This window comes from Aureimonas flava, from assembly GCF_003583935.1.
In the GTDB taxonomy this organism is placed as follows: Bacteria; Pseudomonadota; Alphaproteobacteria; order Rhizobiales; family Rhizobiaceae; genus Aureimonas; species Aureimonas flava.
Genome location: NZ_QYRN01000001.1, coordinates 1 through 26,347 on the forward strand (window position 1 = coordinate 1; position 26,347 = coordinate 26,347).

The window sequence follows — 26,347 nt, forward strand, 5'->3', positions numbered from 1 at the left end:
GTTCGTCCACGTCAAGCTCGATACCGGCGAGACGATCACCGCCCGCTCGCCCGGCGACTTCCGCGTTCGGCATGGCGATCCCGTCTGGCTCACCCCGGAGGACGGTCGGATGCACAGATTCGACGCGAACGGTGCGGCGCTGCGATAGCAGCGCCCCGGGCGACGAGCCTTAGTGACACGCACCGACGCGTCCGCGAGTAGGGCCTACGGCCCCACCTTCTCAGGCGACACGGGCCACGTCCCGCGATGGCCTGTGGCGCCAGGGTTTGGTCATGGCGTCGCTATCGCGCAGTCGGAAGTTGCCGTTCTCGCGCGAGAAGTTTCCGTTGTAGAATGGATCGTTCCGTATCTGGGTCCGCCAGTTGCGGACCATGTACTCGCATTCGCGCCGGAAGCGAGCCGCCTTCTCGGGCGAGAAGTCGTCACCGCGTGACTGCGACTCGTAATGGTAGAGCTGCGCGAACGGCGTCCACAAGACCTTCAGGCCGCGCTCCCGTATGCGCAGGCACAGGTCCACGTCGTTGAACGCGACCGGAAGGTCGATCTCGTTCAACCCTCCGACCGAATCGAACGTTTCGCGACGCATCGCGAGGCAGGCGCCCGTCACGGCGGACATCTCGCGCGTCAGGATGTACTGGCCGAAATAGCCGTTGTCGTTCCGGTTGGCGGACATGCCTGCATGGCCCGCAATCCCGCCGTCCTCGTTGAACTGGCCGATACCCATGATGACGCCGGCATGCTGAACTTCGTCATTCGCGTAGAGAAGCTTGGCACCGACCGCGCCGACGTCGGGACGGATCGCGAGCGACACGAGCTCCGATAGCCAATCCGCACCGATGACGTCGATATCGTTGTTGAGAAGCACGATGATCTCGGAGCTGCATTCCGCAACCGCCAGGTTGTTCAATCGGGAGTAGTTGAACGGGCCCGGTATCTCCATGATGCGGACGTTCGCTGCCTGCCGAAGCTGGGCGAAAAGCTCGTGCGTTTCCGGCTCCCGGCTTTCGTTGTCGACGATGACGATCTCGAAATCGTCGTAGTCCGTCCGTTCCCGGAGTCCCCTGACGCACGTGGCGAGAAGGTCTGCGCGATCGCGCGTCGGTATCACGACCGAAACCGATGGCCGAGGAGAGGGCAGGGGCCAGAGGGTTCGCAGGCAATCCGGATTCAGCGGGTTGGTCACGACGCGCGGGGTCGGCGCCGGCCCCAACAGGCCCTTCAGGTGATCCTCGACGGCGCGCTTCCCTGCCACGCGACAGCGCTCGAGCTGTCGCTGCGAGAACGACTCACCGTCGATGCGCCGCCAATGGTACAGGACTGTGGGGATGTGGCGGATCGTACCCCGCGGTGCCGCAGCCACCGCGCGCAAGGCCAGATCGTGATCCTGGCTGCCTTCGAGCCCGGTCCGGAATCCGCCGATCTCGAGCACGAGGTCCCTGCGATAGACTCCGAGGTGGCTGATCACGTTGTGGCCGAGGAGGAGGTCGAGGTTCCAGTCCGGCTTGAAGTACGGCGTATGTCTGCGCCCCGAGCGGTCGATCTGGTCTTCGTCGGAATACACGATGCGAAGTTCGGGATCATGGACGATCTCGCGGGCGACCATGTAGAGCGCGTGTTCGGACAGGACGTCGTCGTGATCCATCAGCACCACGAAATCGCCCGTCGCGAGTTCGAGCGCGGTGTTGGATGAACGGGATATATTCCCGTTGACGGCGCGGACCTGCCATTTGATGCGAGGCTCCTCCGCCGCCAGCTTGCGCAACAGCTCCGGCACGTCCCCGTTCGGCGACGCGTCGTCCGCGATGCACAGCTCCCAGTCGGGATAGAGCTGGTTCCGAACGGAGCGGATCGCGAGTTCGAGAAGCTCGAGATCCGAATTGTAGGTCGGCATGACGATCGAGAATGTCGGCCGTGCGGAGAAGGCCGCGATGTCCTCCCGGATCGCCCGGCGATCGTCCGCATCCAGCGTGTCGTATTGCGCCACCCAGCTTTCGTAGGCGCTCGGTCCGATCGACCGCGCCGCCTTCCAAGCCCGGTATCGTTCCGGCATCTGGAAGGTCAGCGTCCAGAAGATGACCTTGGCCAGTCTCGGCAGGAACCTGCGGGGGAGGAGCGTCATGCGAACAGTCTTTCTCGGTCGGCGTATCGTCCCGATAGGGCAAACGATGATGGCTGGCCTATGTTGGACCCGACGGGTCAGGCCGAGACGGACGCCTGGTAGGCTTTCAGGACCTCGTCGATGTCGCCGTGCATGCGCATGCGTCCGTGCTCCATCCAGAGCGCGGTGGTGCACCATTGGCGCAGGAGGTCGTTGGAGTGCGAGGCGATCACCAAGAGGCCCGCCTCGCCGATGAAGCGCTGCATGCGCTCCTTCGCCTGCTGGAGGAACGCGGCGTCTCCCGCGCCGATACCCTCGTCGATCAGGAGGATGTCCGGCCGGATCGAGGTGGAGACGGCGAAGGCAAGGCGCGTCGCCATGCCGCTCGAATAGGTGCGCAGCGGCATGTCGAGGAAGGCGCCGAGATCGCTGACGGCCCCGATCTCGTCCATGCGCCGGCGGATCTCGGACTTAGAGAAGCCGAGGAGGCGACCGCGCAGGATGATGTTGTCCCAGCCCGTGGCGTCCGGATCCATGCCGAAGGCAAGGTCGAACATCGGCGCGACGTCGCCGTCCACCGCGACGCGTCCGCCCGTCGGGGTGTAGATGCCCGCCATCACGCGCAGCATCGTGGACTTGCCGGCGCCGTTGTGGCCGACCAGCCCGACGCGCGTCCCGTGCTCAAGGTTGAGCGTCAGCCCGTCGATCGCGCGCACGCTGATGCGCCGTGTGTCACGCGGCGAGATCTGGCCGCCGGTGGCTGCCGAGATGATGTTGTTCTTGAGCGAGCGATTGGTCGCGTTGAAGACCGGGATGTCGACGCTGACGTCGTGAAACGCGATGGAGGCCATGTCGATCAGGCCCAATACGCGATGCGGGCGCGATAGCGCGAGAAGAACAGAATCGCCACCGTCCCCATGACGATGGTCATGGCGATGCAGGCGATCCAGTTCATCGGCAGCGCCGGGTTGCCGAGGAGCGGATCGCGCAGGATCTCGATCAGGTGGTAGAACGGGTTGACCGCCAGCAGCACGGCCCGGTCGGGCAGCATGTGCGCGCTCCACAGGATCGGGGTCATAAAGAACACGACCTGGACGACGCTGGCGACGATGAGCGGGATGTCGCGGAAGCGGGCGCACAGGGGGCCGAGGATCATGCCGGCGAACACGCCGTTGAGGAGCAGGATCGCGAGCGCGGGAAAGAACAGGAGCCCGGTCACCCCCGGCCAGATGTCGAAGATGAACGCCACCAGGATGTAGATGACGAAGTTGTGGCCGAACGTCAGGAACTGGCGCCACACGAACTGGAAGATGTAGACGCTGAGCGGCATGCGGACCTGTCGCACCGACGCCGCTGCCGCTGAGTAGATGTCGCAGGCGCCGATGATGATGCCGGAGATCAGGCCCCACATGATGAAGCCGATGGCCAGGAACGGCAGGTAGGAGCTGATGTCCTGCCGGAAGATCTGCGAGTAGAGGACGCCGAGGCCCGCCACCATCACGCCCATCGAGAGCGTCAGCCAGAGCGGCCCGAGGATAGAGCGGCTGTAGTGCTTCTTCACGTCGCGCCAGCCGAGAAACAGCCAGAGCTCGTGCAGCCGCAGACCGGCCACGAAGTCTTCTCGGGCCGCGCGGAGCATCGCCGCGCGATCCTGATGACCGTCGGTGACCCAGGAGCGGGCGCTGATCGCTGCTTTCACTCTGTCCTGTCCTTCAACGTCGCATGGCTCGGCGAGCCGGCCGCGCGGATCTCCCGCGCAGTGCCGGCCAGCCTTCGCCGAGGCGGGTCCTGATACCTCGCGGGCCCGCCGGCGCACAAGCGGGATCGCATGAGGCGCCCCGCCGGCGCGACCTAGTCGCGCGACTGCTGCGCGAGCTTCTGGAGGTAGATGCCATAGGTGCTCTTGCCCAGCTCCCGGCCGAGGCGCTCGAGCTGGTCGGCGTCGATGAAGCCGAGGTTGAACGCGATCTCCTCCGGGCAGGCGATCTTGAAACCCTGGCGGTGCTCCAGCGTGCGCACGAACTCGGAGGCTTCGAGCAGCGAGTCCGGCGTGCCGGTGTCGAGCCAGGCAAAGCCTCGCCCCATGCACTGCACGCTGAGCGAACCTTCCTCCAGGTAGATCCGGTTCAGGTCCGTGATCTCGAGTTCGCCGCGCGGCGACGGCTTCAGCGTACGGGCGAGATCCGAGGCGCGCCCGTCATAGAAGTAGAGGCCGGTGACCGCCCAGTTGGACGCCGGATTGGACGGCTTTTCCTCGATCGTGGTGGCGCGCCCCTGCCGGTCGAAGGCGACGACTCCGTAACGCTCGGGATCGTTCACGTGGTAGGCGAAGACGCTGGCTCCGTCGCCTTTGGTCGCGGCGGCGCGCAGGAGTTCGGGCAGGCCGTGGCCGTAAAACAGGTTGTCGCCCAGCACCAGCGCCGAGGGCTCGCCCGCGACGAAGCCTTCACCGATCAGATAGGCCTGGGCAAGCCCGTCCGGGCTCGGCTGCTCGGCATAGGTGAAGGACACGCCCCAACGCTCCCCGGAGCCGAGCAGCGCCCGGAAGCGCGGCAGGTCGTGCGGCGTGGAGATGATGAGGATGTCGCGGATGCCCGCCAGCATCAGGGTCGACAGCGGATAGTAGATCATCGGCTTGTCGTAGACCGGCAGGAGCTGCTTGGAGGCCGTCAGCGTCATCGGATGCAGCCGCGTGCCGCTGCCACCTGCCAGGATGATTCCCTTCATCGCGGATTGCCTTCCTCGGGTGCGAACAGTCAAATCTCGTGCGGCTGTCTATCGCCTGCGGCGCGAACTTGCCAGTTCGTTCTCCGGTCGTGCCCGGTCGCGTCCCTTGCGGGCGGCTCTGCGATGACGCAAAAGCGTGCCGACCGAACCGACGCGTGAAGGGTGCGCCATGCTCGAAGTCCGCAAGCTGGACATTCCAGAGGTTCTCGAGATCACGCCGCGCAGGTTCGGCGACGACCGAGGCTTCTTCTCCGAGACCTTCAACCGAATGCGTCTCGCCGAGAACGACGTCGCCGTCGACTGGATGCAGGACAACCAGTCCTATTCGGCCGAGGCCTTCACCCTGCGCGGCCTGCACTATCAGGAGCCGCCCTTCGCGCAGGACAAGCTTGTACGCGTCCTGCGCGGGCGGATCTTGGACGTCGCGGTGGATATCCGCGCCGGGTCGCCGACCTTCCGCCGCTGGGTGGCGCTGGAGCTGTCGGCCGATGCCTTCAACCAGATCCTCGTGCCCGCCGGCTTCGCGCACGGCTTCCTGACCCTCGAGCCGCATACCGAGGTCTTCTACAAGGTGTCGGCACCCTATAGCGGCCAGCACGACCGTTCGATCCGTTTCGACGACCCGGACATCGCCATCGCGTGGCCGCTCGAAGGGCACACGCCGGTGCTTTCGGCCAAGGACGAGGCCGCGCCGCGCCTCGCCGACATTCAAACGCCCTTCGTCTTCGGGGAGACCGCAGCGTGAAGATTCTCGTCACCGGCGGCGCCGGCTTCATTGGTTCCGCCGTCTGCCGTCACCTGATCCGGGATACGGACCACAGCGTGGTCAATCTCGACAAGCTCACTTATGCGGCGAGCCTGTCCTCGCTCGCGTCCGTCGAGGACGACCCGCGCTACCGCTTCGTGAAAGGCGACATCCTCGACCGCGCCTTCGTCGCCGAGCTCCTGGCGAGCGAGGGGGTCGACGCGATCATGCATCTAGCCGCCGAGAGCCACGTCGACCGATCGATCGACGGGCCGGGCGACTTCATCCAGACCAACATCGTGGGCACCTACGAGCTCTTGGAGGCGGCGCGCGCCTACTGGTCGTCGCTGTCGGGCGAGAAGCGGGAGGGTTTCCGCTTCCACCACATCTCCACCGACGAGGTCTACGGAGACCTGCCGCTCGACGACGGCCTCTTCACCGAGGAGACGCCCTATGCGCCGTCCTCGCCCTATTCGGCGTCGAAGGCCGCGTCCGACCATCTGGCGATGGCTTGGTTCCACACCTACCACATGCCGGTGGTGCTCTCGAACTGCTCCAACAACTACGGGCCCTACCACTTCCCCGAGAAGCTGATCCCGCTGATCGTCCTGAACGGGCTGGAGGGCAAGCGGCTGCCGGTCTACGGCAAGGGCGAGAACGTGCGCGACTGGCTCTACGTGGACGACCACGCGCGGGCGCTCGCGCTCGTCGCGACGGAGGGCGAGCCCGGCCGGTCCTACAATATTGGCGGGCGCAACGAGCGCTCGAACCTCGCCGTCGTGGAGACGATCTGCGACACGTTGGATCGTCTGTCGCCGCTGCCGGACGGCCGCCCGCGCCGCGAACTGATCGACTTCGTCACCGATCGGCCGGGCCACGACCTGCGCTACGCGATCGATGCCTCGCGCATCGAGGGCGAGCTCGGCTGGCGGGCGCAGGAGACCTTCGAGACGGGCCTCGAGAAGACCATTCGCTGGTACCTCGACAATGCCGACTGGTGGCGCCCGATCCGCGAGAAGCGCTACGCCGGCCAGCGCCTCGGAGCGGCCAAGGGTTGAGCGACGTGCGCGCAGGACCCGCGCGGACCGCGAACGGCGTGGCCGAGGCATGAACGGCGTCCCCGTCGTCTTCGTCCACGTCCACCATCCCGACGTCTGGGCCGAGATGGCGCGCGACATCGCCGCCGCCCTCTCACGCCCCTTCGGCCTCGTCATCACGTGCCGCGACGCGGACATGGCGCTGGCTCCGGTCGAGAGCCCGCATCTCGTCTTCTCGCGTCGGCTCACGGTCGAGAACCGCGGGCGCGACGTCCTGCCCTTCATGAAGGCGCTGCGAGCCGAGGGCGACGGGTTCGAGATCGGCCTGAAGCTTCACACCAAGCGCTCGGTCCACCGGGCGGACGGCGACCAATGGCGCCGTTTCCTTACCGGGTCACTTCTGGCGGGGGAGGACGGAACGCCGGACGCGCTGGTTGCCATGGAGCGCGTGCCGACGCTCGGGCTCGTGGCGCCCGAGGCGCACCTCCTGGCGCTGCGCTCGCGGATCGTGCTGAACGGCCGCATCACGCGCCGCATGATCGAGGCGATGGGCCTCGGCCTGACCCTTGCCGAGTTGGAGGGGCGCCGCTTCGCGGCCGGGTCGATGTTCTGGTTCCGGCGCGAGGCCCTTACGTCCTTCGCCGACCCGGCGCTCGAACCCTTGTTCGCGCCCGAGCGCGGCCAACTCGACGGAACTGCGGCGCATGCGGCCGAGCGCCTATTCGCAGCGGTCGCCGAGCGGCAGGGCTTCGTCGCGGCCGGCGCCGAGGCGCTGCCCGCGCTGCGCGACGCCCCGCCGGACCGGATGGCGGCAGTCGCCGAGGCCGCCGCGGCCGAGGCGCGCAACCCGTTCGTGCTGCCGCTCGGCCAGTTCTGGCAACGCTATCCGGCGGCGCTGGTGGCAGCGCACTACCTCTATCTCTATTCGCCGCAGCCTGTCTGGCGCGCGGCGCGGGCGCTGTTCCGCCGCTTCACCGTGGATCGCTGAGCGTCTCCGAAAACCGATCGAGGATCGCCAGGATCTCGATCGACTGCGCGATCGGCATCACGTCGCTGTCCTGCTTTCCCGCCCCGAGAAGGTCGGCGAAGTGGTCGACTTGATACTGGAGGCCCGATCCCACGTAGAGCGTCGGGATCGGCCGTTCGCGCATGGGCCGAGCCAGCGCCTTGAGCGCGGGCAGGGCGCCACGGAGCCCTTTTCGCGCAAGGGGAATGGAAACGTCGTCCGGCTGGTCACCCGCCCGCACGGGCGGCGACGGGGCCCATGTCTTCAGGGACAGCGACGGTGGGCAGAGGAAGGGCGCGCGGAGCCGCAAGCGTCCGGCCGAGCCCGAGACGGCGGCGTCGTTGGGGCCTTCCGAGAGGAAGCCGAAGCCGAGGGTCGCCACCGCGCGCGGGTAGGCGAGCACCAGGCCGCCCGCGACCGGTACGCCGTTGGGGGCTCGAACGGCGGTCTGCGCCACTTCGCTCGGGCTGCCGAGGAGGTGGAATGCCAGCGACAGCGGATAGACGCCGAGATCGAGATGCGCGCCTCCGCCGAGGGCCGGGTCGAACAGCCGGCTCTTCGGGTCGAAGGCGTTGGGGTAGGACAGATGCGCGTCCAGGGCGCGAGGCTCGCCGATCCGGCCCCCGTCGATCAGGCGCTTCGCCGCGCGCAGGCCGGGGGTGAAGCGCATCCACATGGCTTCCATGCACAGGAGCCCGGCGCGGGCGGCCGCTTCCGCCATCTCCGTTGCCTCCCCTGCCGAAGCGGCGAGCGGCTTCTCCACCAGCACGGACTTGCCGGCCGCCAGCGCGGCCAGCGCATGCTCGCGGTGTCGTGCGGTGGGGCTGGCAACGTAGACGGCACGCACGGCCGGATCGGCCAGCACCGCGTCTAGAGTGTCGCCCTTGACGCCGGGGCCGACCGCGCCCGCGAGGCGCCGGGCTCGCGCCGCGTCGCGCGAGGCGACGGCGACCACGCGGCTGCCGCGCGAATGGCGCATGTCGGAGCAGAAGCGGCGAGCGATGGCGCCCGTCCCGACGACGGCCCAGGTGACGGGGTCGTTCACGCGCGGGAACGCCCGGTCAGGTCGGACTGCGCAGCGAGGCCCGACGTGCGCCGCGCTCTGCGCGGCGGTCGCGGCTGAAGTGCCGGCCGCCGATCACCGTCGCCACTGCCGTGACGCCCAGAACGGCAACGAGGATCAGCAACCCGTCCGTCGCCGACATGTGGGTGACGCCCTGCGCGCCCTTCATGCCGAGCCAGCCCGGCATGAACATCGCCGGCGCCCAGAGCACGGCGGACAGGACGTTGGCGATCTGGAACCGCTTCTGGTCCATCGCCATCATGCCGGCCACCAGCGGCACGGTGGAGCGGATCGGGCCGAGGAACCGGCCGATGAACACGGCCCAGAACCCGTAGCGCCGGAAGAACAGGCGCGTCTTGGCGACGGCATGCCGGTAGCGGCGCAGGGGCGGGCGATGCACGACCCCCGGACCGAGCCAGCGCCCGAGGAAATAGGAGATGATGTCGCCGACGATGGCTCCGACCGCGGCGGCCGCCAGCGTCACGAACGGATCGATGACGCCGGTTCCCATCAGCCCGCCGATCAGGAGCATCACGGCGGTCGCCGGAATCACCAGCCCGACCAGAACCAGCGACTCGCCCAGACAGATGGCGGCCACGATCAGGGCCGCCCATCCGGGGTTGGCTTGGATCAGTGCGCCGAGTTGGGAGAGATAGGCCTCCATCGCATGCCTGCCGTTCGCGAGTGCCGGGTGGGTGCCGCCGAACCATGCGGTCGCGGCGTGTAGAAAAGATGACGAGGCGCGACCCTACGACGGATCGCGCCTCGAAATCGTAAATGTTTCACACGGGGTTAGACAAAGCGGTCAGATTTCTTCGTCGAAGCCGCCGCCGTCGTCGAAGAAGCCGCCCTCGTCCGCGGTCTCCTCCATCGCCGGCTCGTCGGCCGGAGCTTCGGGTTCGGCGGCCTGGGCTTCACCGCCATCGAACATGCCGGCGATCGCGTTACCCAGGAGCACACCGCCCGCGACGCCCATCGCCGTCTGCGCCGCCCCGGCGAGGAAACCGCCCCCGCCGCGTCCGCCCGTCATGCCCGGCTGGCCCATCGGGGCGCCCGCGCGGCCCTGCGCGCCCCAGGGACCGGCAGCCGCGCCCGGCGCGCCCATGGCCGGGGCGGGACGCGAGCGGGGCGCCTCGCCGCCTCCGAACATGCGCGACAGGAAGCCGCCGCCGCTGCCCTGTGCGGCACCGCCGCCGGCGGGCGCCTGCGCCTGGGCGCGAACCGCTTCGAGCTCGCGCTGCTGGTTCTCGAGCGCCATCTGCTGCATCACGATGGTCTGAGCCATGTAGTAGGGCGAGCCGGGCTGACGGCCGACCTGCTCGGCGATGAAGCGATCGGCCTCGGCGTCGCGCTGGGGCATGTCGCGCTCCAGCGTGCCGAGCTTGCGGAACAGGTCCTCGATGGCCTGACGGTCGTTGGTGTCCATGGGTGTCGTCCTCGATATCGTAACGGGGGAACAGGCAGGCGGACCGCCGGCTATTCGCGCTCGCCCGTGAAGTTCAGAAGAAGCTGAAAGATGTTGATGAAGTTCAGGAACAGCGAGAGCGCGCCGAACACCGCCATCTTCTGGAGAGACTCCGAGCCGTGGTTCTCGGCATACTGCTCCTTGATGTTCTGCGTGTCCCAGGCGGTGAGGCCGACGAACACGATGATGCCGATCACCGAGATGGCGAACTGCAGAGCCGACGAGCCGATGAAGATGTTCACGATGCTCGCGATCACGACGCCGATCAGGCCCATGATGAGGAGCGAGCCGAACTGCGTGAGATCGCGCTTGGTCGTGTAGCCGTAGAGGCTGGTGGCGCCGAACATCGCCGCGGCGATGAAGAACGTGTTGGCGATGCTGGCGCCCGTGAACACCAGGAAGACCGACGACAGCGACAGGCCCATCACCGCGCAGAAGGCCCAGAACAGCGTCTGCGCCGTGGCGGCCGAGATGGCGTGGATGCGGAACGAGAGGAACAGCACGAAGCCAAGGGGCGCCAGCATCACCACCCATTTCAGCGGCGACTGGAAGATGGGCACGTAGAGCGCCGGCGTGTTGCCGACCACGAAGGCGACGAGGCCGGTGACCACGAGGCCGAGGCCCATGTAGTTGAAGACGCGCAGCATGTGCTGGCGCAGACCTTCGTCGAACAGGGCTTGGGACTGGTAGGTGCCGGCGTCGCGGACGCCGAACCCCCGGAAGGGCGTGTTCATGGATTGGGTCTCCGTTGGGATGGGGTTCAGTAGAGGGTGCGCGACAACCGCCCGGCCCATTGGCCGAGATCGGTGCGGTCGGTCCCCGTCGAGACGAGGGCGTAAGCGACCTCGCCGATCTGCCAGTAGGCCGTGTCGGCCTCACCGCCTGCGCCGAGCCGCGCCTCCACCACGTCGAACGTGCCGGGTCGTGCGGCGTAGAGCGACAGCGTGGCCCGGCCCTCGGTGCGCAGCGTCATCTCGACGCTGGACCCGTGCGTGGACGGGAACACCTGGACGTCGCTCACCGTCCAGCCGTCGGGAAGCGTCGGAAGCCGGATCGCGGTGGCCGACAGGATCTCCGCCGGATCGAAGCGCGAGGTCTCGGGCTGCGACGACATGCCGGCACGCAACTGGCTCGTCCGGTGCGCGCGCAACGCGTCCTCCACGAAGGGCGGCGGCTGGACGGAGGCGACGCTTTCGCGCACGCCGAGATGGCCGAGCTGCCCGTGCGCCGCCCATCCGGCCGCGACCAGGAGCCCGAGCGCAGCGACGCGTCCGAGCCGCGGGGCGAGGCGGCGGCGGAGCCGGCTGGCCTGCAACCGGCGCGCGGCGTGCGATACGCGCAGGCCCGCGCCGCCTTCGGGCAGGGGCATGGCGAGCCGCAGCTCGGTGTTGATCCGCAGCTCCGCCATCACCCGCGCAGCCTCGAGCGGGTGGTCGGCCAGGAAGGTCTCCACCGCGAGGCGCCGCGGGCCGGCAAGCTGGCCGTCCACATAGGCCGCGAGGTCGACCTCGGTGATCGGATCAGGATGCGGCGTCATCGAACCCTCCGCGAGCCTTGAAGCGCACGACGTTGGAGCCGTCGTCCTGGTCGATCGCGCGCAGCCGGGCGCGGGCACGCGACACGCGCGACACCAGCGTGCCGACGGGAATATCCAGCGCGGCGGCGGCTTCGTCGTAGGACAGGCCTTCGATCGCCACGAGGTGTAGCGCCTCCCGCTGCTCCTCGGGCAGGTCGAGAAAGGCCCGGCGCACGTCCTGCAGGCGCAGTGACGCGTCCTGCGGGGCCGGCATCGCGACGTCCGCGTCCGGTCGCGCGGCGCTCTCGACGCCGGCGCGCGCCACCTGGGCCCGGCGCCGGTCGACGAAGGTGTTGTGCAGGATGGAGAACAGCCAGGCGCGCGCGTCGCGGCCGGGCCGGAACTGGCGCTCCCGCTCGATCGCCTTCACCAACGCGTCGTGGACGAGGTCCTCGGCGTCGCCGCGATCGCGCGTCAGCGACAGGGCATAGCGTCGAAGCGGGGCAAGCTGTGCGAAGAGATCGTCGGTTCTGGGCGTATCGCGCATACCCGCATATACGGATCAGTCCGACGTTCCATCCGGCGGACTCGTCGGTTTCGCGATCACGAAACGGCGAGCCGCCGGACTGGAGCGTTATCGAAGAGCGCGAACCGCCGCGAAACCCCGCTCCAGGTCGGCCTGGAGATCGGCGACATCCTCCAACCCGACCTGAAGCCGGATCACCGGCCCTTCGGGCGGCGCCGTCGCCAGGCGCCTGTCGGACAGGTCGACCTCGACCGCCAGGCTCTCGAACCCGCCCCACGAATAGCCGAGGCCGAACAGCGACAGAGCATCGAGGAACGCCGCCGCTTCCGTCCGGCCCCCGCCGTCCAGCACGAAGCTGAAGAGGCCGGTGGAGCGACCGATCTGACGCCGCCACAGCTCATGGCCCGGAAAGGAGGGAAGGGCAGGGTGCAGGACGCGGGCGACGTCGGCCCGCTGCTCCAGCCACCGTGCCAGGGTCAGCGCCGAGGCCTCGTGCGCGTTGATGCGCAGGTCCATCGTCTTCAGGCCGCGAAACACCATGTAGGCGTCCTCGGCCGAGACGTTGATGCCGAGCTGCATCTGCGCATCGCGCAGCCGGCCGAAGGTCTCGCGCGTCGCCGAGACGCTTCCCATCAGAAGGTCGGAATGGCCGCCGGGATACTTGGTCAGGGCATGGATCGACAGGTCGACGCCGTGCTCCAACGGGCGGAAGTGGAGCGGCGTCGCCCAGGTGTTGTCGAGCATGCTCACCGCGCCTCCGGAGCGCGCGATGCTCGCCGCCTCGGCCACGTCCATCATCTCGAACGTATTGGAGCCGGGCGCTTCCAGGAACACGACCCGCGTGTTGGGCCGCATCAGGTTCGCCAGGCCCGGGCCGACCGCCGGATCGAAATACTCCGTCTCGATGCCCATGCGCTTCAGCATCGTGTCGCAGAAGAGACGCGTCGGCCCGTAGACGCTGTCCACCACGAGGCAATGGTCGCCGCTCGATAGGAAGGCGAGAAGCGGAAGCGACACGGCCGCAAGGCCGGAGGGCACGAGAACGGTGCCGTGCGAGCCCTCCATCTCGTCGATCACCTCCTCCAGGGCCGAGATCGTCGGCGTGCCGCGCAGGCCGTACGTATATTTTTGCGCGCGGCGACGCATGGTCGAGGTGTCGGGGAACAGGACCGTGGAGCCCCGCACGATCGGCGGGTTCACGAATCCTTGAGAGGAATCGGCGTCGTGGCCGGCATGGAGCCTGCGCGTCGAGGCACCTCGCGGCGATGAATTTTTGGGGTCTTGCGAAGTCAAATTCCGATCATCCTGTGGAATATGTGCCCAGTTGGCGAGCAAATGCCACGCGCGCGTTGGAAAAAAACGTCAGTCGCTTGACCTGCTCATTCCGATGGCATGTGATCCGCAACGAGGTTTCCTCGCGTGGGTCCCGGCATCGGACGGTTTTCGGAAAAGCGCCGTGTCCGACCCACTCATATCAGCAACCGGGCGAACTTGAAGGTAATCGGATGAAACTGAAGCTACTGACCGCCGCGCTCTGCCTTTCCGCGTTCGGCGCCGTGACGAGCCATGCCTCCGCCGCCACGCTGGACGACACCAAGGCCCGCGGCACGGTCCGCTGCGGCGTCAACACCGGCCTTCCGGGCTTCGGCTTCCAGAACGACCAGGGCCAGTGGGCCGGTCTCGACGTCGACTACTGCAAGGCCATCGCCGCCGCGATCTTCAACGACCCCTCCAAGGTCGTCTACTCGCCGCTCTCGGCGGTGCAGCGCTTCCCGGCGCTCCAGAACAGCGAGGTCGACGTCCTCGCGCGCAACACGACCTGGACCATGAGCCGCGACACCTCGCTGGGGCTGAAGTTCGCCGGTATCAACTACTACGACGGCCAGGGCTTCATGGTCCGCAAGGAGCTCAACGTGAACTCCGCGCTGCAGCTCTCGGGCGCCACCGTCTGCGTGCAGAGCGGCACCACGACCGAGCTGAACCTCGCCGACTACTTCGCCGCCAACAACATGCAGTACAACCCGGTGGTCATCGAGGCGCAGTCGGACGTCAACTCCGCCTACGACAGCGGCCGCTGCGACGTGCTCACCACCGACCAGTCGGGTCTCTACGCCTCGCGCCTCGAGCTCGCCACGCCGGACGATCACGTCGTGCTGCCCGAGATCATCTCCAAGGAGCCGCTCGGCCCCGCCGTGCGCCAGGGCGACGACCAGTGGTTCAACGTCGTGAAGTGGACGCATTTCGCGCTGCTCAACGCCGAGGAACTTGGCGTCACGCAGGCCAATGTCGAGGAGATGAAGACCTCCTCGAACCCCGAGATCCGCCGCCTCCTGGGCGTCGAGGGCACGTTCGGCGCCGATGCTGGCCTGACCAACGACTTCGTGGTGAACATCATCAAGGCCGTCGGCAACTACGGCGAGCTCTTCGAGCGCAACGTCGGCACCGGCTCGCCGCTCGGCATCGCGCGCGGCCAGAACGCGCTGTGGACCAAGGGCGGCCTCCAGTACGCGCCGCCGATCCGCTGATCCCGCAAGGCGCTAGACGCTCCCAGACCCGCCGCCAGTCCGGCGGCGGGTCTGAATCCCGATCGGAATAAGGACCTTCATGACGGTAAGCTCCGGCCCGACGCCCCAGGAATACACGCGGGATTCCGCGTTCACCAATCCTGCGGTGCGCAGCATCGTCATCCAGGTGACGCTGATCGTCGCCTTGGCCGCCTTCGCTTGGTGGATCGTCGGCAACACGGCGCAGAACCTTCAGCGGGCCAACATCGCGTCGGGCTTCGGCTTCCTCGACACGCGCGCCGGTTTCGACATCTCGCAGGTGCCGATCGCCTACACCAACAACGCTCCCTATGGGCGCGCCATCATGGTGGGTATCGTCAACACGCTGATCGTCGCGGGCACGGGCATCGTCGCCGCCACGATCTTCGGCTTCCTGGTCGGCATCGGTCGCCTGTCGCACAACTTCCTCGTGCGCGGCCTGTGCACGGTCTACGTCGAGACGTTCCGCAACATCCCGACCCTCCTCGTCATCCTGTTCTGGTATTTCGGCGTGCTTTCGGTGCTGCCGCTGCCGCGCAACGCGATCGAGCTGCCCTTCGACTCCTACATCTCCAACCGCGGTCTGCAGACGCCGAAGGCCATCTTCGAGCCGGCCGCCTGGGCGACCTTCTGGGCGTTCGTGATCGGTATCGTGGCGACGGTCGTCCTCGCCCGCGTTTTCGCGGCGCGCCAGCGCGCGACCGGCCACCGTCCCGGCCTGCTCCTGCCGGCGCTCGGCCTGATCGTCGGGCTCCCCATCGTGGTGTTCGCGCTGTCCGGCTTCCCCGCGACGCTCGACGTGCCGACGCTCGGCACCTTCAACCTGTCCGGCGGCTTCCAGATCCGCCCGGAATTCCTGGCGATCTTCCTGGCGCTGTCCGTCTACACGGCGGCCTTCATCGCCGAGATCGTGCGCGCGGGCATCATGTCGGTCTCCAAGGGCCAGAACGAGGCGGCCGCCGCGCTCGGCCTGCGGCGCGGCCAGGCGCTGCGGCTGGTGATCGTGCCCCAGGCCTTCCGGGTCATCATCCCGCCGCTGACCTCGCAGTACCTCAACCTCATCAAGAACTCCTCGCTCGGGCTGGCCATCGGCTATCCCGACCTCGTCGCCGTCGGCTCCACCGTGCTCAACCAGTCCGGCCAGTCGATCGAAGTCGTGGTGATCTGGATGAGCGTCTATCTCGGCATCAGCGTGACGATCTCGATCCTGATGAACTGGTTCAATCGCCGCATGAAGCTGGTCGAGCGCTGAGGGGCCGGACGATGGAAGAGCAGGTTTCCCGTTTCGTCGCCCGCGGCCAGATCGAGCCGCTTCCGCCCCCGGCCAGCGAGACCGGCGTGTTCGGCACGGTGCGCAAGCACCTGTTCGCCACGCCGTTCGACGCGGTCCTGACCATCGTCTGCGGTCTTCTGGTCGCCTACGTGATCAGCGGGCTCGTGCAGTGGGGCATCGTGAACGCCGTCTTCGACGGTGCGGACCGGACGGCCTGCCTGTCCACCGAGGGGCGGGAGGTCGGCGCGTGCTGGGCCTTCATCGGCGCGAAGTTCGACCAGTTCCTCTATGGCACCTATCCGCTGGACCAGCGCTGGCGGGTCGACCTCGTCTTCTTCCTCCTGGTCGCGCTGATCGTCCCGATCGCCATTCCCAAGGTGCCGTTCAAGCGCCTCAACGCGGCGCTGCTCCTGCTGCTCTTCCCGCTGACCGCCCTGGTCCTCCTGACCGGCGGGCGCTTCGCGATGTCCGGCTCGGCGATCGGCGTCGTCTTCGCCCTCGCGGCGGGCGCCACGATCTTCCTGGCGACCGGACGCAGCACGACCGTGATGCGCGCGCCGCTGATGCGGATCGCGCTGTGGCTGGCCGTGGCCGCCTTCCTCGTGTCGTTCCTGTCGTTCTACGTGAACAGCGGTCGGACCCTGTTCCTGTCGTTCCGCTTCGATACTCTCAGCCTCGTCGCGTTCTTCGCGGCGCTCGCCTCCAGCGTTCTGGCGGTGATCGCCACGGTGCGCACGGCGGAAGCCGGCGCGAGCCTCGTCGGCATCTTTCTGCCGACGGTCGCCGCGCTCGCCTTCGTGCTCATCCTGACCAGCAACTTCGGCCTCCAGTTCGTGCCCACCAATCTGTGGGGCGGCCTGCTGATCACCCTGGTCGTCGCGCTGACGGGCATCACGGCCTCGCTGCCGCTCGGCATCCTCCTGGCGCTCGGACGCATGTCCAAGATGCCGGCGGTTCGCCTCCTGTGCGTGGTGTTCATCGAGTTCTGGCGCGGCGTGCCCCTGATCACCGTGTTGTTCATGGCGAACTTCATGCTGCCGCTGTTCCTGCCGAGCGGGGTGAGCTTCAACCAGCTCCTGCGCGTGCTGGTCGGCGTCTCGCTGTTCGCGGCCGCCTACATGGCGGAGGTGATCCGCGGCGGCCTGCAGGCCATTCCGAAGGGCCAGTACGAGGGCGCCGACGCCATGGCGCTCACCTATTGGCAGAAGATGCGGATGATCATCCTGCCGCAGGCCCTGACGCTGGTGATCCCGGGCATCGTGAACACCTTCATCGGACTCTTCAAGGACACCAGCCTCGTCTACATCATCGGTCTCGCCGATCTCCTGGGCACCATCCGCCGCGGCTTCGGCGATCCGATCTGGATCACGCCGTCGACGCCGGCCACAGGCCTCGTGTTCGGTGCCTTCTGCTTCTGGGTCTTCTGCTTCGGCATGTCGCGCTATTCGCTCTTCATCGAGCGGCGCCTCTCGCGGGGGCACAAGCGTTGACCCGTCCCGTTTCCAGCCCGTCCGCCCGTTCGGCCGGCGTCCCGTCCTTCCAGCGCGCAGGAACCTGACATGAGCTCCGTTTCCGCAACTTCGGTTCCCCAGGCGTCCGGGCCGGCCATCGAAATGTCGGCCGTCAACAAGTGGTACGGCGAGTTCCACGTCCTGCGCGACATCAACCTGCGGGTGCGCCGCGGCGAGAAGATCGTCGTCTGCGGCCCGTCGGGTTCCGGCAAGTCGACCATGATCCGCTGCATCAACCGGCTGGAAGAGCACCAGAAGGGCAAGATCGTCGTGGACGGCGTAGAGCTGACCAACGACCTCAAGAAGATCGACCTGGTGCGCCAGGAGGTCGGCATGGTGTTCCAGCACTTCAACCTCTTCCCGCACCTGACCATCCTCGAGAACTGCACGCTGGCACCGATCTGGGTGCGCAAGATGCCGAAGAAGAAGGCGGAGGAGGTCGCCATGCACTTCCTCAGCCGCGTCCGCATTCCCGAGCAGGCGAACAAGTATCCGGGCCAGCTTTCGGGCGGCCAGCAGCAGCGCGTGGCCATCGCCCGCGCGCTGTGCATGCGCCCGAAGGTCATGCTGTTCGACGAGCCGACCTCGGCGCTCGACCCGGAGATGGTCAAGGAAGTGCTCGACACCATGGTCTCGCTCGCCGAGGAGGGCATGACCATGATCTGCGTCACCCACGAGATGGGCTTCGCGCGGCAGGTCGCAGACCGCGTGATCTTCATGGACGCCGGGCAGATCGTAGAGGAGAACGAGCCGAACGCCTTCTTCTCCAACCCGCAGCACGAGCGCACCAAGCTGTTCCTCAGCCAGATCCTCCACTGACGGATCGCGGATCGCGATCGAGGCCGGCCCTTCCGCATCCGCGCGGCGGAACGTCGCGTCCTGCGCGGCGTTGCAACCGCAGGGCATGCCGGAAGCGATCGATGAACGAGACGAAGCAAGACCCCAGGGAGCCTGCGATCGTCGCGCCGGCGATCGGCCTGGTGAACCGTCAGACGTTCCAGGCCGCGCCGCGACGGGCGATCACCGGCATCTTCCTGATCCTTCTGTTCGGCGCGCTCTACCTTGCGGCGAGCTTCGTGCTGCCGGTGGTCTTCGCGCTCCTGTTCATGCTGGTGCTGAGCCCGGTGGTCCGCTTCGCGCAGCGCAAGTTGCACATCTGGCCGCCGCTCACCGCCGCCGCCTTGGTGTTCGGCACGTTCCTGGTCATCATCGGCGGCTTCTCCTTCCTGACCGGCCCGCTCACCGACCTCGCTTCCAACGTGCCGCGCTACATCGCCGCCGTGAACGAGGAGGTGGAAGCGGTGCGCGAACGGTTGGGCACCCTTCGCGGCGCCCGAATCGAGGCATCGCAGGCCGTGCGCAGCGAAGCCGCGCCACAGGGGCCGCAAAGCGTAATCCTGGACGGGCCCCGGCTTCTCAACAGCGCCGCGCTCCTGGTGCCGCAGATCGCGGCGAGCATCGCCTTCGCGCTGATCTTCCTGTTCTTCCTGCTGTCGTCGGGCAGCCTCTTCTACCAGAAGCTGATCGAATCGCTGCCGAAGCTCTCGGACAAGAAGCTGGCGCTGACCATCGCCCACGAGATCGAGACCGAGCTCTCGCGGTACCTTTTCACGATCACGCTCATCAACGCGGGGCTCGGCGTGGTCATCGGCACCCTGATGTGGGCGATCGACCTGCCGATGGCGCCGGTCTTCGGCGTGCTCGCCTTCGCGCTGAACTTCATCCCCTATCTCGGCGCGATCGCCGGCATGATGCTGGTCGGGCTGGTGGGGCTGGCCGAGCACGGCGAAGTTTCGGGCGCCTTGCTTCCGGTTCTTCTCTATCTGGCGGCTACCACGGTCGAGGGACAGTTCCTGACCCCGATCCTCGTCGGCCGGCGGCTCGCCATGAACGCCGCCGCGATCTTTCTCGCCGTCGCTTTCTGGGGCTGGATCTGGGGCGTGGTGGGCATGTTCCTGGCGGTGCCGATCATGGTCGGCCTGCGCATCGTCGCGGGCTATGTCGACGGCTTGAAGCCGTTGGCGAACTTCCTGTCGGCCGAGCGCCACCCGTCAGAAGGCCACGACGACGCCGAGACCGAATGACGGTGCGACCCGCGAGCCGAAGGCCGGGGTGCGCTGGCACCCCGGCCTTCGGTGGTTTCGTCAGTTGGCCTGCGAGGTTTCCACCGGCTTCACCAGCGCGGTGATGCGGCGCAGCGTGACGCGCCGGTTCTCGCGGTTGGCTTCTTGGGTATCCACCTTCAGGTCTTCCTCGCCGTAGCCCTGGGTCACGAGATTCTCGGGCGGGATCTCGAAATACTCCGTGAGGGCGGAGGCGACGGCTTCGGCACGGCGGTCCGACAGGGCAAGGTTCGCCACGTTGCTGCCCACGGCGTCCGTGTGGCCCTCCAGAAGGAAGACCTCGCCGGGGTTCCTGTCGACAACGCGTTTCACCGCGTCCGCCAGGGCCTGGAGGTTGTCGACTTCGCCCTGCTCGATCTCGGCCGACCCGAAGGCGAAGTTGATCGTGTTGAGGTCGATCCGGCGCACCTTGTCGCGGATGCGCGGGCTGCGGCGAACCTCGTTGAGCGAGTAGATCCGCTCCACCGTCTCGACCGGCGGGGCCACGAGCGTGTCGTAGTAGAGCTGCTCGTCGGGCGCCGAGACGTCGACGATGTAGCGGTCCCGGGGGATCTCCAGCCGGAGGGGCGGCAGATCCGCACCGGCGTCGTAGTAGTAGTCCGGCCGCTGGTCGTCCTCCGCATAGGGGTCGTAGAACAGGACCGTCTCGCGGCCGTCCGGCGCGATCCGCGAACGCTGGATCACGTCGCCGTACTCGTTCTCGATCGTGACGACCTGAACGCCGTTGGGACGGGTGATGACCTGACGCGTCAGCCCCCGCGGAAGCTGCTCGTAGTAGACCTCGCGCGAATTGCCCACCAGCCGGTCGCTGTCGTCCGAACGGATGAAGTAGGCCGCCGCGGCACCGGCCGCCGCGCCCGCGATGCCGGCGCCGACCAGCGAGAGGATATCGCGGTCACCGACGCGCTGGACCACTTCCACGTTGTTGGGCAGCACCGCCTGCGGGGCCGCCTCGAGACGCTGTCCCCGCTCGGAGGTGATCGGGCGAACCTCGACCGGCGCGGCAAGCTGCTGGACGCGCGCGTCGCTGGACGCCACGCCGCCCTCGGGCACGGGCGCGGTCTGGATGTCGGCCGCGACCGGTTGCGGGGTCTCGGCCGGCGGGGGCGCCACGGCGCCCGACTGCTGGGCCGGGGCTGCGCCGGGAGCGGGCTGCTCCGGTGCCGTACCCGGTGGCGGCGTCGGAACCGCACCGGCCGGAGCGGGCGGGGAGGGCGGCGTGCCGGGTGCCACGGGAGCGCCGCCCGGCGCGCGCAGGGCCGGGTCGGTCGGCGCCGTGGGCGGGGCGGTGGGTGCGGCCGGGGTTCCGCCGGGTGCCGGAGGCTCGGCTCCGGGAGCGGGTGGCGTCGCCGGTGCGGCATCGGGCGCCGGCGCGGGGGGCGCGGCGGGCGTCTCGCCGGCTCCGGCCGGAGGCTCCGGCGGCGTCGCGGCGGCAGGCGGGGCCGGAGGCGGCTCCGCGGCCGGGGCGGTCGGAGCCGCGGGCGCTTCCGGCGCGGTCTCTCCGGCGGCGGGCGAACTCGAGCCGTTCGACAGGTCGTTCTGCGTGCCGGCGTCTTCCGGCAGCTCGGCGGGGTTGCCCTCCGGGGCGTCGACCGGCGGGCCGCTGTCCGGCGCGGCCTGCACCGGTGCGGCGGGCGGTTCGGGCGCAGGCGCAGGCGCGGGTTCCGGAGCCGGGGCGGGCGGCGGCGCCTCAGGTTCGGGCGCCGGTGCCGGCTCGGGCGCGGCGGCGGGAGGCTCGGCCGGCGCTTCGGGCTCCGGGGCCGGCGCAGGGGCGGCTTCCGGCTCCGGCGCGGGGGCCGCCTCCGGTTCCGGGGCGGGCGGTGCTTCGGGCGCGGGCGCGCGCTCGGCCGGAACCTCCGGCGGCGCGTCCTGGATCAGCGGCGGCGGGGTGTCCGATTCCTGCGCAAGGGCGGACAGCGGACCCGTCATCGCCGTGGAGGCGGCAAGCGCCGTCACCGTCAGCAGGCGTCCCGTTCGCTTCAGATTCATCATCGATCGGCCTTCTCGTTGCGTCCCTTGCCTTTGCCGGCCGGCCGACGTCCCAGAACGACGCTGGGACGAGCGGAGCCGTAGAGCGGCAAACTAGGCCGGGTCGCGCGCAAGGGAATGAAGTCGGTCGCGCGCAAACGGTAAGAACCGATAAGTGATGGGTTCCGGATTCGCAGCCAAGGCGCTCGTTTCGCTCGCCGATCCGGCGAAGGCTGGCCTAGGTCGATCGGAGAAGGCGTCGTTCAGACGAGGCCGCCGGGCTGCGCGCCGTCCTGCGCGCGCCAGTCGTAGAGCCAGGCGAGATCGCGACGAAGCGAGGCGGGCGAGCGCGCCGCAAGGGCGAGGTCGCGGGCGTAGGAAAGCGGGCGCGGCAGGTGGTAGACGCGGCGATGGAACGCCACGCGGCTCAGCACCCGGCGCAGGCGCGGCGCCCGCAGCGCCTCGTATCGTTCCAGCGCCGCCCCCCGGTCGCCCGCGCCGGCGAGGCAGGCCGCCAGCACGAAGGCGTCCTCGATCGCCATCGCGGCGCCCTGCGCGGCGTAGGGAAGCATGGCATGCGCGGCATCGCCGACGAAGGCGACGGGAAGGGCCGAGCCCGCCCGCCAACGCGGCTCCACCTCGAGAAGCGGCCATGAGCCGAGAGGGCGGCCTTCGGCAAGGCAGGACACCAGGCGCGGATCCCAGCGCGCGACCGGTCCCAGCGTCGGATCGCCGTCCGGCACGATCACCACGAGGTTCTGCGCGCCCGCCGCGTCGATCCGGTAGCGCACGGCATGGCGCCGCGATCCGAGCCAAGCCTCGATCGCGGCCGTCGGCGGATCGGCCGTTGCGGCAAAGCGCAGCGCCGTCGCGCCGGCGGCCTTGGGCGGAGGAAAGCCGAGGAGCCTCGCGGTCTCGGAGCGCACGCCGTCGGCCGCGACCAGGAGCTCGGCCTCGTCCTGGATGGGGCCGGCGAACTCTGCGCGAACGCGCGTCGGCTCTCCCGAGAGGGCGACGAGCGGCTGGCCGAGATGGAGCGAGACCGCCGGCACCGCCTCCACGGCGTCCAGGAGCACGCGCTGGAGGGCGGCCCGGTGAAGCACACGGTAGCCCCGTCCGTCCGAGCTCGACACCGGCACGGAGGCGATCCGTCGGCCGGTCGGTCCGTCGCGCAGCAGCACGCTGTCGGCCGAGACGCCGACGTTGCCCACCGCGACGCCGAGCCGATCCAGGACGTCGAGGGCATTGGGCGAAAGCTGGATGCCGGCGCCCACCGTTTCGAGGCGCGCCGCGCGCTCGTGGATGCGGACCGTCCAGCCGCGACGCGCCAGAGCCAGCGCGGCGGTCAGCCCCGCGATGCCCGCGCCTGCAACGATGGCGCTCGGCACGCCTGCGGTCGGATCAGGCCGCGCGGGTGCGGTAGAGGCAGCCCGGCGGCACGCTCTCGTCGCGCTTCAGCGCGGTGTTCAGCTTGTAGAGCGTCGAGCAGTAGGGGCAGACCTTCTCGCCCTCGTCGCCCATGTCGAGGAACACGTGCGGGTGGTCGTAGGGAGGCGTCGCGCCCACGCACATGAACTCGGCGACGCCGATCTCGATCACCGCATGGCCCCCGTCGTTCTGGAAGTGGGGGGTTCCGTAGTCGGCCATCCTGCCGTCTCCATTCGCTCAACTCGAAGCGGGCGGAACTTATCGACCCTCGGTCAAAAAGAACAGGGTGGTTCTGGCGCCCGACTTCGCGCTATCGGGGACCCGATGTCCCCAAGCGGAGCGGCGTGCCCGATGCCCGAGTTCCAGAACGATGGCCTGCGCCTCGACTACCTCGACGAAGGGGAGGCGTCGGCGCCCGCCATCGTGCTGGTGCACGGCTTCGCTTCCAACATGCGGGTGAACTGGATCGACCCGGGCTGGGTCGACACGCTGACGCGCGCTGGCTACCGCGTGCTCGCCTTCGACCACCGCGGCCATGGCGGCAGCGACAAGCCGCACGACGCGGCCGCCTACACGCCCGAAGCCATGGTGGGAGATCTCGTGGCCCTGATGGACTGGCTCGAAGTCGAGCGCGCTGCCCTCTTCGGCTATTCCATGGGGGCGCGCGTGTCCGCCTTCGCGGGACGTCTTCATCCCGAACGGTTTCCGCTCCTCGTGTTCGGCGGGCTCGGGATCGGCCTGGTGGAGGGCGTCGGTGACTGGGATCCGATCGCCGAGGCGCTTCTCGCGCCCTCGCTGGATGACGTGACGCACGAGCGCGGCCGCATGTTCCGCAGCTTCGCGGACCGGACCGGCAGCGACCGGCTCGCGCTGGCCGCCTGCATCGCCACCTCGCGCCGCGAGCTGACCGAGGCGCAGGTCGGCACCCTCGCCCAGCCGACGCTGATCGGCGTCGGCACGCGCGACGACATCGCCGGCTCGCCCGAGCGGCTCGGCGCGTTGATGCGCGATGCGGAGGTCTTCGAGATCGTGAACCGCGACCACATGCTGGCCGTCGGCGATCGGACCTTCAAGGCCGCCGTTCTCGACTTCCTCGCCCGGCACCGGGATGCCCTGGCCGGCTGAGGTCTTTCGGGGAGCATTTGCAAACCCGGCGCGTTCGGCTAGACGCTGCGGCGACCCTTCGGTCCGATCGCGGAGCGGGGGAGCCTTTCACAGGGCGGGCTGGTGAAGCGCGTCGACGTGCTTATGTTTCACCGAAGGCGCGGAACCCGAGCGAACGAAGGCAGGATCACCATGACCGTCTTGATGAAGGCCGCGACCGAGCGCGTGCAGGCGGTGGACCCGATCTGGGCCCGCGCGCGAGACGAGGCGCTGACCGCCAGCGAGCGCGAGCCCGCGCTCAGCGGCTTCCTCTATGCTGCGGTGCTCAACCACCGCACGCTGGAGGCGGCGATCGCCCATCGGATCGGCCAGCGGCTCGACCATGCCGACCTGCCTGCCTGCCACATCGAGCAGGCCTTCGCCGAGATGAACGCCTCGCGGCCCGAATGGGGAGGGATCGTGCGCACCGATCTCCAGGCCGTGTTCGACCGCGACCCCGCCTGCGAGCGGATGATCGAGCCCCTCCTGTACTTCAAGGGCTTCCACGCCATCCAGACCCACCGGCTGGCCCACTGGCTCTGGAACGAGGGGCGGCGCGACTTCGCACTCTACCTCCAGTCGCGCTCCTCGTCCGTGTTCCAGACCGACATCCATCCCGCCTCGCGCATGGGACGGGGCATCTTCCTCGACCACGCCACCGGGCTGGTGGTCGGCTTCACGGCGACGATCGGCGACAATGTCTCGATCCTGCAGGACGTGACGCTCGGCGGCACCGGCAAGGAGTTCGGCGACCGGCATCCCAAGATCGGCAACGGCGTCCTGATTGGCGCTGGGGCGAAGATCCTCGGCAACATCAAGGTCGGCGACTGCTCCAAGATCGCCTCCGGCTCCGTGGTGCTCGCCGAAGTCCCGCCCAACTCGACGGTTGCGGGCGTTCCAGCGCGCATCGTCGGCAGTTCCGGTTGCGCCGAACCGGCGCGTGCCATGGACCAGAACTTTTCCCGCGACGACTGAGCGCGGACCATCCGTTCGGCCGTCCCGGCCGTTGTACCCCCTCGACGCGCAGGACGCGCCCAAGGAGACTGACCTCGTGAAGCCCGACGAAATCCGCAAGCTCGAAGCCTACCTGAACCGCACCTTCAAGACGTCCGGCGTCCAAGTGAAGGCGATGCCGCGCAAGAAGGATACGGCCGAGGTCTATGTCGGCGAGGACTTCATCGGAACGGTCGGCAAGGATACGGAGGAGGGCGAGACCTCCTACCACGTCACCATCACGGTGCTCGACATCGACCTCGACTGACATTGGCCGAACGGCGGCCATCCCGACGCGAACGAAGAAGGCCGGCTCGAAGCCGGCCTTTTTCGTTCGGAGGCTTGGGCGATCAGCGCACGCTGCCGACCAGCATGTCCCGTCCGTCCTCGATCGCCACCCACTTGGCGGAATTCTGCTCGGACTGGCGCTTCAGAAACTTGTAGGGCGTCAGGGTCCAGTCGAGGGCGCGCTTGTCGAGATTGTCGAGGACGATGTCGCCGCGATCCGTGCGCACGGTCAGCACCGCGTGACCCTCGCCGTTCGGCTGGCGTACCACGGTCATGAGCAGCGCCGAGCGCGGGAAACCCTCGCGCTCCAGCATGTACTGCTTCAGCAGCGCGAAATCCTCGCAGTCGCCCTCGATCGACGGATAGGACCAGAGTTCGGCGACGCCGTGCATCTCCATGTCGGTGCGCGGGATGATGCCCTCGTTCACCGTGTTGTTGACCTCCACGATCGCCTGCCACGTTCGGTCCGAGATCTGGATGATCCCGACGCTCGCGTTGGGGCCGCAGGTGTCCGGGTAGGACTTGCAGAACTCGAAGTGCCCGATCGGCTGGGACGTCGGGCCGCGCAGCCTCATCCCGGCATCGGCCGCGCCTGCATAGAACAGGCCGAGGGTCAGGATAGTGACGACGGAGAGGAGGCGGTTGCTGAGCTGCACTTTCGGTCTCCAGCGGTGACGCACGCACAGTCGCAGACCGGATTTACTTGAAATCCAAACGCCGGATATGAATTTTCTTAAACTGATCCTCGAATTGTTCAGATCTCTTGCTTGCGCGGATCTGAAGAATTGCCCTTAAAATGTCGTTCCACCGGGCAATGCTTCGGTAAGCATGGCCGGCGAGCGTCCACGAAGGTGAAGGCGGAAGGGGGCGGCGGCCCGCCGCGCGGGGCGCGGG

26 protein-coding genes are annotated in these 26,347 nt (G+C 68.3%); 11 read left to right on the plus strand and 15 right to left on the minus strand.

Annotated elements, in window-relative coordinates:
• Window positions 1-220: 220 nt before the first annotated feature.
• The 4 genes from D3218_RS00010 to rfbA form a co-directional block, all read right to left on the minus strand.
• Window positions 221-2,119 carry a glycosyltransferase family 2 protein gene (locus tag D3218_RS00010; RefSeq protein ID WP_168990364.1) on the minus strand — a complete coding sequence of 633 codons (1,899 nt, stop codon included), beginning with the start codon at window positions 2,117-2,119 and terminating at the stop codon, window positions 221-223.
• Between the two features lie 77 nt (window positions 2,120-2,196).
• Window positions 2,197-2,949, minus strand: coding sequence for an ABC transporter ATP-binding protein (locus tag D3218_RS00015; protein WP_119538432.1), 753 nt, complete (start codon window positions 2,947-2,949; stop codon window positions 2,197-2,199).
• A 5-nt stretch (window positions 2,950-2,954) separates the two neighbouring features.
• Entirely contained in the window at window positions 2,955-3,797 is an 843-nt protein-coding gene (locus tag D3218_RS00020; RefSeq protein ID WP_245414848.1) for an ABC transporter permease, read from the minus strand.
• 152 nt (window positions 3,798-3,949) lie between these two features.
• Window positions 3,950-4,825 (minus strand): glucose-1-phosphate thymidylyltransferase RfbA, encoded by an 876-nt coding sequence (gene rfbA, locus D3218_RS00025; RefSeq protein ID WP_119537862.1) that lies wholly within the window; start codon window positions 4,823-4,825, stop codon window positions 3,950-3,952.
• Window positions 4,826-4,994: 169 nt separating this feature from the next.
• Between rfbA and rfbC the strand changes: the two genes are divergently transcribed.
• The 3 genes from rfbC to D3218_RS00040 are packed head-to-tail and all read left to right on the plus strand — an operon-like array spanning window position 4,995 to window position 7,595.
• Window positions 4,995-5,570: a dTDP-4-dehydrorhamnose 3,5-epimerase gene (gene rfbC / locus D3218_RS00030; protein ID WP_119537863.1), complete on the plus strand. Its 576-nt coding sequence runs from the start codon at window positions 4,995-4,997 to the stop codon at window positions 5,568-5,570.
• On the plus strand, window positions 5,567-6,628 hold the full coding sequence (rfbB, locus tag D3218_RS00035) for a dTDP-glucose 4,6-dehydratase (protein ID WP_119537864.1): 1,062 nt from the start codon (window positions 5,567-5,569) through the stop codon (window positions 6,626-6,628). The genes rfbC and rfbB overlap by 4 nt, the downstream gene beginning before the upstream one ends.
• Window positions 6,629-6,677: 49 nt before the next feature.
• Window positions 6,678-7,595 (plus strand): rhamnan synthesis F family protein, encoded by a 918-nt coding sequence (locus tag D3218_RS00040; protein WP_168990365.1) that lies wholly within the window; start codon window positions 6,678-6,680, stop codon window positions 7,593-7,595.
• On the opposite strand, the gene D3218_RS00045 is transcribed toward D3218_RS00040, so the two are convergent.
• The 7 genes from D3218_RS00045 to metC all read right to left on the minus strand — a co-directional run bounded on the left by D3218_RS00045 (window position 7,579) and on the right by metC (window position 13,476).
• Window positions 7,579-8,658 carry a Gfo/Idh/MocA family protein gene (locus D3218_RS00045; protein ID WP_119537866.1) on the minus strand — a complete coding sequence of 360 codons (1,080 nt, stop codon included), beginning with the start codon at window positions 8,656-8,658 and terminating at the stop codon, window positions 7,579-7,581. The genes D3218_RS00040 and D3218_RS00045 overlap by 17 nt on opposite strands.
• Window positions 8,659-8,674: 16 nt before the next feature.
• Entirely contained in the window at window positions 8,675-9,340 is a 666-nt protein-coding gene (locus D3218_RS00050; RefSeq protein WP_119537867.1) for a DedA family protein, read from the minus strand.
• A 141-nt stretch (window positions 9,341-9,481) separates the two neighbouring features.
• Window positions 9,482-10,102 carry a DUF2076 domain-containing protein gene (locus D3218_RS00055; RefSeq protein WP_119537868.1) on the minus strand — a complete coding sequence of 207 codons (621 nt, stop codon included), beginning with the start codon at window positions 10,100-10,102 and terminating at the stop codon, window positions 9,482-9,484.
• Window positions 10,103-10,152: 50 nt separating this feature from the next.
• Window positions 10,153-10,875 carry a Bax inhibitor-1/YccA family protein gene (locus D3218_RS00060; RefSeq protein ID WP_119537869.1) on the minus strand — a complete coding sequence of 241 codons (723 nt, stop codon included), beginning with the start codon at window positions 10,873-10,875 and terminating at the stop codon, window positions 10,153-10,155.
• A gap of 26 nt (window positions 10,876-10,901) precedes the next feature.
• Window positions 10,902-11,678 carry an anti-sigma factor family protein gene (locus D3218_RS00065; protein WP_119537870.1) on the minus strand — a complete coding sequence of 259 codons (777 nt, stop codon included), beginning with the start codon at window positions 11,676-11,678 and terminating at the stop codon, window positions 10,902-10,904.
• Window positions 11,662-12,204, minus strand: a complete 543-nt coding sequence (locus D3218_RS00070) for a sigma-70 family RNA polymerase sigma factor (protein ID WP_119537871.1) — start codon at window positions 12,202-12,204, stop codon at window positions 11,662-11,664. The genes D3218_RS00065 and D3218_RS00070 overlap by 17 nt, the downstream gene beginning before the upstream one ends.
• 87 nt (window positions 12,205-12,291) lie before the next feature.
• Window positions 12,292-13,476: a cystathionine beta-lyase gene (gene metC, locus D3218_RS00075; RefSeq protein WP_119537872.1), complete on the minus strand. Its 1,185-nt coding sequence runs from the start codon at window positions 13,474-13,476 to the stop codon at window positions 12,292-12,294.
• A 212-nt stretch (window positions 13,477-13,688) separates the two neighbouring features.
• Here metC and D3218_RS00080 point away from each other — a divergent pair, with 212 nt between their 5' ends.
• From D3218_RS00080 to D3218_RS00100, 5 genes are all read left to right on the plus strand, one after another.
• Window positions 13,689-14,708, plus strand: a complete 1,020-nt coding sequence (locus D3218_RS00080) for an amino acid ABC transporter substrate-binding protein (protein ID WP_119537873.1) — start codon at window positions 13,689-13,691, stop codon at window positions 14,706-14,708.
• A 79-nt stretch (window positions 14,709-14,787) separates the two neighbouring features.
• A complete protein-coding gene (locus D3218_RS00085) occupies window positions 14,788-15,978 on the plus strand; it encodes an amino acid ABC transporter permease (RefSeq protein WP_119537874.1) in 1,191 nt (396 codons plus the stop codon).
• Window positions 15,979-15,989: 11 nt separating this feature from the next.
• Window positions 15,990-17,489 (plus strand): amino acid ABC transporter permease, encoded by a 1,500-nt coding sequence (locus D3218_RS00090; RefSeq protein WP_119537875.1) that lies wholly within the window; start codon window positions 15,990-15,992, stop codon window positions 17,487-17,489.
• 123 nt (window positions 17,490-17,612) lie between these two features.
• On the plus strand, window positions 17,613-18,329 hold the full coding sequence (locus tag D3218_RS00095) for an amino acid ABC transporter ATP-binding protein (protein ID WP_210209624.1): 717 nt from the start codon (window positions 17,613-17,615) through the stop codon (window positions 18,327-18,329).
• Between the two features lie 101 nt (window positions 18,330-18,430).
• Entirely contained in the window at window positions 18,431-19,594 is a 1,164-nt protein-coding gene (locus D3218_RS00100; RefSeq protein WP_119537877.1) for an AI-2E family transporter, read from the plus strand.
• Window positions 19,595-19,654: 60 nt separating this feature from the next.
• Here D3218_RS00100 and D3218_RS00105 read toward each other — a convergent pair whose 3' ends face one another.
• From D3218_RS00105 to D3218_RS00115, 3 genes are all read right to left on the minus strand, one after another.
• Window positions 19,655-21,625: an OmpA family protein gene (locus D3218_RS00105; RefSeq protein ID WP_245414850.1), complete on the minus strand. Its 1,971-nt coding sequence runs from the start codon at window positions 21,623-21,625 to the stop codon at window positions 19,655-19,657.
• Between the two features lie 239 nt (window positions 21,626-21,864).
• Complete coding sequence (locus tag D3218_RS00110; protein WP_119537878.1) at window positions 21,865-22,989, minus strand: FAD-dependent monooxygenase; 1,125 nt, start codon at window positions 22,987-22,989, stop codon at window positions 21,865-21,867.
• A gap of 13 nt (window positions 22,990-23,002) precedes the next feature.
• Window positions 23,003-23,248, minus strand: a complete 246-nt coding sequence (locus tag D3218_RS00115; protein WP_119537879.1) for a zinc-finger domain-containing protein — start codon at window positions 23,246-23,248, stop codon at window positions 23,003-23,005.
• A 132-nt stretch (window positions 23,249-23,380) separates the two neighbouring features.
• Between D3218_RS00115 and D3218_RS00120 the strand changes: the two genes are divergently transcribed.
• From D3218_RS00120 to D3218_RS00130, 3 genes are all read left to right on the plus strand, one after another.
• Window positions 23,381-24,154, plus strand: coding sequence for an alpha/beta fold hydrolase (locus tag D3218_RS00120; protein WP_119537880.1), 774 nt, complete (start codon window positions 23,381-23,383; stop codon window positions 24,152-24,154).
• A 171-nt stretch (window positions 24,155-24,325) separates the two neighbouring features.
• The gene (gene cysE, locus D3218_RS00125; protein ID WP_119537881.1) at window positions 24,326-25,147 is read left to right on the plus strand and encodes a serine O-acetyltransferase; all 822 of its coding nucleotides are present in this window, start codon (window positions 24,326-24,328) and stop codon (window positions 25,145-25,147) included.
• 76 nt (window positions 25,148-25,223) lie between these two features.
• Window positions 25,224-25,433, plus strand: coding sequence for a DUF3126 family protein (locus D3218_RS00130; RefSeq protein ID WP_119537882.1), 210 nt, complete (start codon window positions 25,224-25,226; stop codon window positions 25,431-25,433).
• Window positions 25,434-25,515: 82 nt separating this feature from the next.
• Here the strand turns inward: D3218_RS00130 and D3218_RS00135 are convergent, their stop codons facing one another.
• Window positions 25,516-26,109 (minus strand): transglutaminase-like cysteine peptidase, encoded by a 594-nt coding sequence (locus D3218_RS00135; RefSeq protein ID WP_245414851.1) that lies wholly within the window; start codon window positions 26,107-26,109, stop codon window positions 25,516-25,518.
• Window positions 26,110-26,347 lie beyond the last annotated feature (238 nt).